Below are 8,636 nucleotides of genomic sequence, written 5' to 3'. Positions count from 1 at the left end.
CTTCTTGTCGCACCATAATTCTCGTTATCGGAAGTTATGTAAGTTTTTCTAGTTTTGAGATTGCTTGTTTTAATTCCTCACAGACATCTTCGTTGTGTTCTTTTAATAGTCTATTATGTAATACAGGCAAAATTGATTTATCATCAATCTTACTTAATGCGTAAGCCACATATTCTCGAATTTCATCGTTTGGATCATCAATACAAGTCAATAAAGAGCCAACTAATCTTATATCTGAAAAGAATTTAGCTAAGTCTGTTCCCCAGTATCTTCTACCTTCGTGTTTATCCTGTATAGCTCTAATTAAATATGGAATGACCTCATCATTACTAAATTCACGTAATACACATGTTGCATGTTCATATACACCATAACAATCATCTAAACTAAAGGTCATCATAATAGGTTCTATACAACTTGGATGTGGATTTTCCTCAAAATATAAAATTGCACTTGCGTATTCATCTATCATTTCTTCAGTTAAATCCTCGTCATCAGGCATAGGAGAGTATTTTTTAAGTATTTGAATGGCTTGTTCTCGATTCATAATTTTCACCTCTAATTTATTGTATACTATATTCATGTAAAGTTAACATAACGTCCTATTATCGGTAGCAAGGAAAAAGGCGGAATCTTATTCTCACAAAGGAACCTTCTTTTTTTGTTCTATGGATCTATGCCTTTTTTTATACATTCCTATCCTGAAAAGGTTTTAGAGTTCTCGTTTGTTACTGAATTAGCTGAAAAACTGCATAAAATTTTGCATACTCTTAGCGTGGGTTTTTTCCAAAATGCTGGCGATACTCATTAAATAGCAAGTGTAGAGATTGCTTGTTTGTAGATTAGTTATTGTTTACCATGAACCATCATTAGGACGGTAAATTTATCTGTTGCAAGGATCTGCCCATGTACTGGAACACCATTCTTTAAAAATACAGTAACTTCCCCTTTTTTCTCTTTCAATTGTTCATACATATCTTCTTGTAAATTAAACATGAAATGCGCCTCCCGGTTTGTTTGTATTTACCTTTCTTCTAATACATGCTGCTTTTCACTGTTGGATATTTGTGATTCCCATTCACTTTCTATTTTTCTAAACCATTTTCCTATTTTGCTTAGATAATATCTTTTTACTTCACCATTAGGAATCCAAATTTCACGTTCCTGTATTTGATTCATCACTTCATGAAGAATCTCATCATGTTCATACTTTCTAGGTTTTCTATAATGTGTTTTTACAAACTGTGTATATTCTCTACGTAACCAATTAGAAATATGTTGTCTTTGTCTTTGCTTGAGATGGGACCATTTTTTATTTGTTTGAAGGATTTTTCCATTTACTTTTATGTGGTTTTTCATCGACACTCATCCCCTTTTACTAGCAAAACGAATATATCACTATCGTATCACATTTAAATCGAAATACTGCTCTAGGTACATATTTCACAAGAAATCTATCCCCAATATACAATACATGCTCCATTTAACTGATGAAGTCTACACAAAATTAAATGTAGACTATTATTGAATTTTTTAGTTTTTGAAATCACTACGGTACGTGAAATTATCTTGTTAACCATAAAAAAAGCCCCTTGAAAGGAGCACTTATTTGACAAGGTACTGTTCTATTTCTTTTATTAATAGTTCAGCACCTTCTGGACTTAATGTTATCTTACCATTTGCTAATGCTATGTTACGATTTGACACTTCTCCTGTTAATGCACAAACATGACCAGGCTGATACTTCTGTAAAATGATGTCTTCCCCTTCTACAAAAATCTCTAATGGTGATTTTTCTTTAATCCCAAGCGTATTTCTAAGTTCCTTTGGAATTACTATACGCCCTAATTCATCCACTTTTCTAGTTACTCCGGTTGCTTTCATCCAGCATATTTCCCCATTTCATTATCAATTTGTACCCAAGTTATTCTTTTCTATTGTAACAGGCTTTCTCCATATATGAGAAACATAATAATCCCCAAACTAACGATCATAACCAGAAATTCTTTAAATCTTTGCTGAAAGGAAATACGACCTTCTTCCATTCTACATGCCCCCCTTTTCTCTATAACTTTTTATATGTTAAAATAAGAGGGAAAGAAATGTGCCAATTTCTTTCCTCGACGGTCACTCATGACTTTGCTCTTTGTTTGCTTCTTGCAAATGAAGAGCTTTTATTTTGCATACTTATACTTACTTTCTAACATCGCATAGCGCAATAGCTTTAACTTTGTCTCTTTTTCCAATACTTTTCACTCAGATACACCAATTTTCATTTTTCATTCCTCCAATAATTAAATTTGTTATTTATATAGCTTATAAGTTCCAGTTGTAAATCTTTCTAATTTGTTTATCACTAAACCCTTCATGGATTGCAAATATTTCTGGAAAATCAGAGATACACAAATCAATAGTTGTGTTATCAGTTGTTCTTATATAGTAATATTGGACAGCTCCCTCATAGGGGTCACCATACATGCCCATCAAGCTAAGAGTTTGAAGTATCCCCAAAACGAAAATTTTATCTCTTCATAGTTGTCTATGGGAATCCAGTTCATTTGTTGTTTTAGGAAATAATGAATTTCTTAACTTGATGTTGGTGTGGTGAGATCCCTAAAAGAGGTCACCATATCAAAAAAAGAAAATTGTACGCTTAGACACAAATTAGCCGATCCTCTGTACGTTAAGGAATCGGTTTTTATTTTTTAAAGGTTAGTTTCTTCTATTATACCAACATTTATTTTAATTAAATCGCAATCTACTGCTTTAATAATTCCTTCTTTTCCTGCTAAAAATGAACTCCACACTCTCCCCTTTTCATCCATAGAAGATATCATGAAGGAGTTTTGTCCATTTAGAAACGCCATAAATCTTTTTGTCAGTGTCGGCTGAATCATTGTACTAGCAGTATTCGCTATTTTTTGTACACCAAACATATTGTGTACAGCACGTTCCCCAGAATGGAAAACATCCATATACATCCCTCCGATTTACTTATCAATAGGACGCTTAGTAATGACTACTCTACAAAATACTATTATTTCGCCTCCTACGGAAACTTTTTCTAACAAAGTTACTTGTTATTGTTATCTTGTAAAGCACCTTCATTCTAACTCTGACACACCCTTTTATCAATTCTATCATTTCTATAATTATCATAGATGTAATCTATGATTAAATTAGAACGTAAAAAACTGGACGTAAATTCATGTTATTGAATAATACTTCCTTTTGTATAGATATAACTATCGTTTATGCCGATTTGATTACAGTTCAATTGTATAAAGGAATTGTACTTCCGAAAGAAAATTTGTGTAAAGGTATTACATATACGAATAACCCATATAATCTGACCCTATTTATTGGTCATTCTGAATGGGTGCAAAAAATTTCTAAATAAAAAATGTCATAGTACTACAACCTGCGAATAATTGGTTCTAGTGTAAAAGCTCTACAATTGTATCATTTATTTAAGAACAGACTATTTCAGTAGCCTGTTCTTTTCCGTTCCAAAAGCTGATATTAACGAAGTTAAACTTGACTCACCTTCCTTCATACAAACACACTCCTTCATTTTAGAACAAAAAAATAGGATTCCCCTCGCCAGGAGAATCCTATTACATAACTAAAATATATAAATAATAATTTTTTTGATTGAACTATTCGACTTGAATGGAATTTAATCTAAAATTAATGTTTGATGAATTCCTGATAATTTTTTAATTTCCCCAATTACTTCTGGAACTAATGGTTTCTCAGTTTCAATTATTAACAAAGATAATTTTCCGGTTTCTTTTCTTGAAATTCTTACTGTATTAATATTAATTTTACATCTTGATAAGATAGCGATTACAGAAGAAATCGTGCTAAAATGATTATTATTCATAATAAGAAGAGCAGGGTTTGTATTACGTAACTTTAGTTCAAAACCATTAACTTCAATAATTTTTACTCTTCCACCTCCAAGTGAGCAAGCAATCATTTCAATTTTATCTATACCTTTATATAAGCAAATTTTTGCTGTATAAGAATGTACTGGCTTTGCAACCTCTTCTATACAATTAATTGTAATTCCTCGTTCTTTTGCGATTGTAAGTGCATTAATAATTAGTGAATCTTTTATTTTGAAACCTAAAATTCCACCAATAATTGCTACATCTGCACCAAAATGATGATTAGTCTTTTTAAATCCTCCATATAAGGAAATATCAATTCTGTCTGGTTCATGTGAAAATAGCTGTCGGATAGTATATCCTATTTTTACGGCGTCTGTTCCAAAAATATTGGGTGTTCCAATTGAAATAGGACCGATGATATCAAATACAGATCTATAGTTCATAATAGTTGGTTCCCCTTAACATTGTAAAAGAAAGTTATAGACAATCAACTTTCTTTTACAAAGTATTATTAAATAAAAAAGAATTATTGAGGTGTTTAACCTATATTCATAATAGAAGAATAAAGTAGTTTATATTCCACTTGGTAATTCGGAAACTTCTTTTGAAAAGTTAAGAAAACATACAATATATGAACTAAGGTTATAAAATACCTCCTTCAAATTTATGTAGAGTATAGATAGACTTTACTATAAATAAAGCCCACAGGAGTTTTTAACTCCCTGGGCTTTCATTTTTCACAATAATTCGGTTTCTATATGGTAAACGGAATCCTAGTGCGATTGCGGCTCCGGCACAACTAAATAAACAACCGAATAATAAGTAGAGTGTGGGTGACGATTCTCCAATTGCAACAGACGCAACGCCCCCAATTGCAGGGAAAAGTGCAACCATATAACTACTTACTGATGCACCAATACGCTCTACTAACTTAAGGTAGAACATCCATGCACCGAAGGAAGCAAATACAGTTAAAAATGCTAAAGCTCCTAGGTAAGAAACAGATGTTGGCATTGTAAAGGTTTGTTGCTGGAAAACACAAACAGCAAGTAAAATTATTGAAGCTACAATAAAACCAATACTATTTGAATAAACAGCAGAAATTCCACGTCTTGCATTTCTGGCAGAAGCCGCATCTCCAATTGCTGTAAGGACTGTTCCTAATAATGCAAGTCCTATTCCTTTTAAATCACTTGTATTAGAGGAGCCCGTTGTCAATAATGGATAAAGTAATATAGAAACGCCTGTAATCCCAACTATTCCACCTATTAGAATTCGAGAATGAAGCTGTTCACCTAAAAATATGCGAAGTGCAATAGGTGTCAAAACTGTTTTCAGTGAAAACAGTAAAGTTACTAATGCAGCAGAAATCCAAATCGTAGCATAGTATAAACACAAATAACTAATAGCTAAGTTGCATACCCCAAAAGTAATGAGAGGTAAAGCATCTTCACGGGAAGGCTTACCTTTTGGACGTACCACGCATGCAAGGACAATAAACATGAATGCAGCCCCCACCAAGCGATAAGTTAATGATAGTTCAAGACTTACTGGTGTGCCTTGGATTTTTACTACAATAAAGTTCAAACCCCATACTATCAAGCAAAATATATACATTAAAACTGTCATGCAAACGCTACCTCAGTAACCTGTGCAAAAGGAATGTCGAAATAATTAAATACTTCTGTTAGTGATTCAGCTAGTTGCATAATTTGTTCCTCAGTATGATTTGGTGTGACGTTAACTCGGAAACGCTCCGTACCCACAGCAACCGTTGGTGAGTTAATAGGTTGTAAATAGACATGATGTTGTTGAAGTAAACGTTGAGCAGCAGCTTTACATTTTTTAGCGTCACCAATCAGTACAGGAAGAATATGTGTCTCACTTGAATCCATGATAGGAATATTTGCTTGAGCTAATGCCTCTCTTAACATACTAGTCTTTTGATGTAGGGCATTTCGTTCACTATCTGAAGATTTTAAGTGTTCAACACTAGCATGACAAGCTGCAACAATTGCTGGTGGTAATGAAGTTGTAAAAATGAAACCGGATGCAAAAGAACGTACAGCATCAATTAATAATGCTGAAGCTGCAATGTATCCTCCAATTACTCCAATCCCCTTTGCCATTGTTCCTTGAATAAAGTCTAAACGATCTACAAGACCTAGTTCGGCAGCTATCCCTGCACCGCGGGGGCCATACATTCCGATTGCATGCACTTCATCAATAAACGTTAATGCATTATATTGTTCAGCAAGTTCTATAATTTTTTCAATTGGTGAAATATCACCATCCATTGAGTAAACGGATTCAAAAACAATGATTTTAGCTCGATCATTTGGTTGAGCTGCAAGCAATTCCTCCAAATGTTCAACATCGTTATGTCTAAATACCGCTCGTTCAACTTTTGTACTACGTATACCATTAATAATTGAAGCATGATTGCGTTCGTCAGAGAATACGATACAATTTGGAAATAAACGAAGTAAACATTGTAATGTCGCATCATTAGAACCATATCCTGTAGGGAAAACTAAAGCTGCTTCCTTACCATGCCATTCAGCAAGTGAGGATTCAAGTGCCGCATAATGGTAATGTGTACCACCTATGTTACGGGATCCACCTGAACCGGCACCAAATGCTCGAATAGCATCGTGCATTGCTTCCGTAACTACTGGGTGTTGTGACATCCCTAAATAGTCATTACTACACCAAACGACTACAGGTTCTGTATCTTGTTGACCATTTAAGTGTGCCAATGGATATTCACCCCGAATTCGATTAATTGTAACAAATTCGCGATATTGTCCACTTTCTTTTAAAGATTGTAGCTTATTGCTAATAATTTCTGTATACATACCCTTACCTCCAATAAAATTTACTGTCTAATCATTTTGTCGATATATTCTTTTTATAAGAACAATACAAACATATAAAAAAATTCTAAAAATTACTTTTTGATTATAGCAATAAATTACAAAATTAGTTAATAAAATGTATATTTGCATATTTTTATTTCTATCAAACTGATATTATACAAGAGAGATAAATTGCTAAAAAAGATAAATAAGTGGAGTTTGAACTACCCCCACTTTCACTTCGTTTAGAAGTGGAGGATTCCTAAGTAAAGAGTTCTATCGAACTCTAATTGATTAGGCTAACCCCGCAGTCCTTGCGGTTAGAAGCCTTATTGCTTCATTCTTTAGATTGATACTTGCGTTAATATCCCTATCATGGTGTGTACGACAAGAAGGACAGTCCCATTTACGTAGGTTTAGATTTTTAACGTCTTTGTTTTGATATCCACAACATGTACATAATTGGCTGGAAGCAAATGTTTTCGATACGACAATGACTTGTTTGCCATACCATTTTGCTTTATATTCCAACATGGTACGAAACTGTGACCAAGATACTTCACTAATTGCTTTTGCTAACTTACGATTTTTTAGCATATTCGATACTTGCAAATCCTCTATACCGATAACATCGTGGCTTTTAATGATTTCAGTTGAGATTTTGTCTAAGTAATCTTTTCTAGCATTTGATATGTATTCATGAATTCTAGCTACTTTTACTCGTTGTTTATTCCAACGAGAAGATCCTTTCATTCTTCTAGAAAGAACACGCTGTGCTTTCGCCAACTTATCTTCTAATGACCGGAAAAACTTCGGATTTTTATAGGTTGTTCCATCTGACAAAATGGCAAAGTCTTTTAATCCTACATCCATTCCAATGTACGAACTTGTTTTCGGAAGTTCTTGTACTTCTGTTTCGACTAACAATGACACAAAGCATCTGCCAGAAGGGTTCCGTCTAACCGTAGCATTTACAATACGTCCCGTTATTTCACGACTTTTGGCAAATCGAACAAGACCTAGTTTTGGCAACTTTATTTTGTTTCCTACAACGGTAATGTTTTCATTTGTTTGTTTTGTGGTATAAGATTGTACGTTATTCTTCTTGGATTTGAAACGCGGGGCACTATTTTGTTTTTTAAAAAAGCGTGTATACGCATCCGCAAGGTTGCGAACAGACGACTGAATTGCAATACTATCCACTTCTTTGAGCCAAACAAACTCTTTCTTCATGGCAGGAAGTTTGGCAGAGCATGTACCATATGTTAAACCTTTTCCAGTTTCTTTATATGCGTAATCCCATAGGGATAGGAAATGATTGAATACAAAGCGAGAACAACCTATCGTTTTATTAATTAGAATTGCTTGTGCTTGATTTGGATAGATACGAAACTTAAAGGCTTTATTAATTATCATTTCATTCACCTCCATTTCGGTATATGACTATTATATACCGAACGTATATTCGATGGATAGTGAAGTAACACTTTATGTATGTCGAACAATTAAGATGGCGTCCCGCCATCCCTTGTCCGAAGCCAATTCACCTCCCACCTACTCACTTCGCGTTCCTTGAGGAAGGAGTCTTCTTGGCTAAAATGATAAAAAAACACTAGAGTATATCACAGTGTAGTAGACTCTAGTATCATTCAGAGTGTTTTATGGATATGCAATACGGAGAGATAAAAAAAAGACCTCTTACGGAAAGATAAGAGGTCATCAAGAAGATAAAAATGTTGTATTTGAAACACGCGAGTTTCTATTTCAAATTATAACACAATATATCAGTATATTCAATATATATTATATATCGAATATCATATATTAAAAACACACGGAACGTTAACTTGGAACCGTGCGTTTTTAATCTGTACCCTTTGTA

At 33.7% G+C, this 8,636-nt stretch carries 9 protein-coding genes; all 9 read right to left on the bottom strand.

Annotation, left to right across the window (positions count from 1 at the left end):
- Window positions 1–34: 34 nt before the first annotated feature.
- Entirely contained in the window at window positions 35–547 is a 513-nt protein-coding gene (locus COK05_RS29865) for a HEAT repeat domain-containing protein (RefSeq protein ID WP_255290368.1), read from the bottom strand.
- A gap of 299 nt (window positions 548–846) precedes the next feature.
- Window positions 847–996, bottom strand: coding sequence for an RNA chaperone Hfq (locus COK05_RS29860; RefSeq protein ID WP_098615406.1), 150 nt, complete (start codon window positions 994–996; stop codon window positions 847–849).
- 27 nt (window positions 997–1,023) lie between these two features.
- A complete protein-coding gene (locus COK05_RS29855) occupies window positions 1,024–1,359 on the bottom strand; it encodes a transposase (protein ID WP_098615405.1) in 336 nt (111 codons plus the stop codon).
- A 246-nt stretch (window positions 1,360–1,605) separates the two neighbouring features.
- Window positions 1,606–1,884, bottom strand: coding sequence for an AbrB/MazE/SpoVT family DNA-binding domain-containing protein (locus COK05_RS29850; protein WP_098604881.1), 279 nt, complete (start codon window positions 1,882–1,884; stop codon window positions 1,606–1,608).
- Window positions 1,885–2,705: 821 nt separating this feature from the next.
- Window positions 2,706–2,975: a hypothetical protein gene (locus tag COK05_RS29845; RefSeq protein WP_255290367.1), complete on the bottom strand. Its 270-nt coding sequence runs from the start codon at window positions 2,973–2,975 to the stop codon at window positions 2,706–2,708.
- Between the two features lie 704 nt (window positions 2,976–3,679).
- Entirely contained in the window at window positions 3,680–4,339 is a 660-nt protein-coding gene (gene sdaAB, locus COK05_RS29840; RefSeq protein ID WP_098615404.1) for an L-serine ammonia-lyase, iron-sulfur-dependent subunit beta, read from the bottom strand.
- Window positions 4,340–4,610: 271 nt separating this feature from the next.
- Window positions 4,611–5,525: a DMT family transporter gene (locus COK05_RS29835; RefSeq protein WP_098615403.1), complete on the bottom strand. Its 915-nt coding sequence runs from the start codon at window positions 5,523–5,525 to the stop codon at window positions 4,611–4,613.
- The gene (gene hemA, locus COK05_RS29830) at window positions 5,522–6,754 is read right to left on the bottom strand and encodes a 5-aminolevulinate synthase (RefSeq protein WP_098615402.1); all 1,233 of its coding nucleotides are present in this window, start codon (window positions 6,752–6,754) and stop codon (window positions 5,522–5,524) included. Before hemA ends, COK05_RS29835 begins: the two co-directional genes overlap by 4 nt.
- Before the next feature lie 294 nt (window positions 6,755–7,048).
- Complete coding sequence (gene tnpB, locus COK05_RS29825) at window positions 7,049–8,170, bottom strand: IS200/IS605 family element RNA-guided endonuclease TnpB (RefSeq protein WP_098615401.1); 1,122 nt, start codon at window positions 8,168–8,170, stop codon at window positions 7,049–7,051.
- Window positions 8,171–8,636: the final 466 nt, after the last annotated feature.

Origin of the sequence: Bacillus cereus, from assembly GCF_002567495.1 — a bacterium.
Classification (GTDB): Bacteria; Bacillota; Bacilli; order Bacillales; family Bacillaceae_G; genus Bacillus_A; species Bacillus_A cereus_AQ.
The sequence above is the reverse complement of the archived record's forward strand: the minus strand, read 5'-3'. Positions and strand labels throughout refer to the sequence as shown.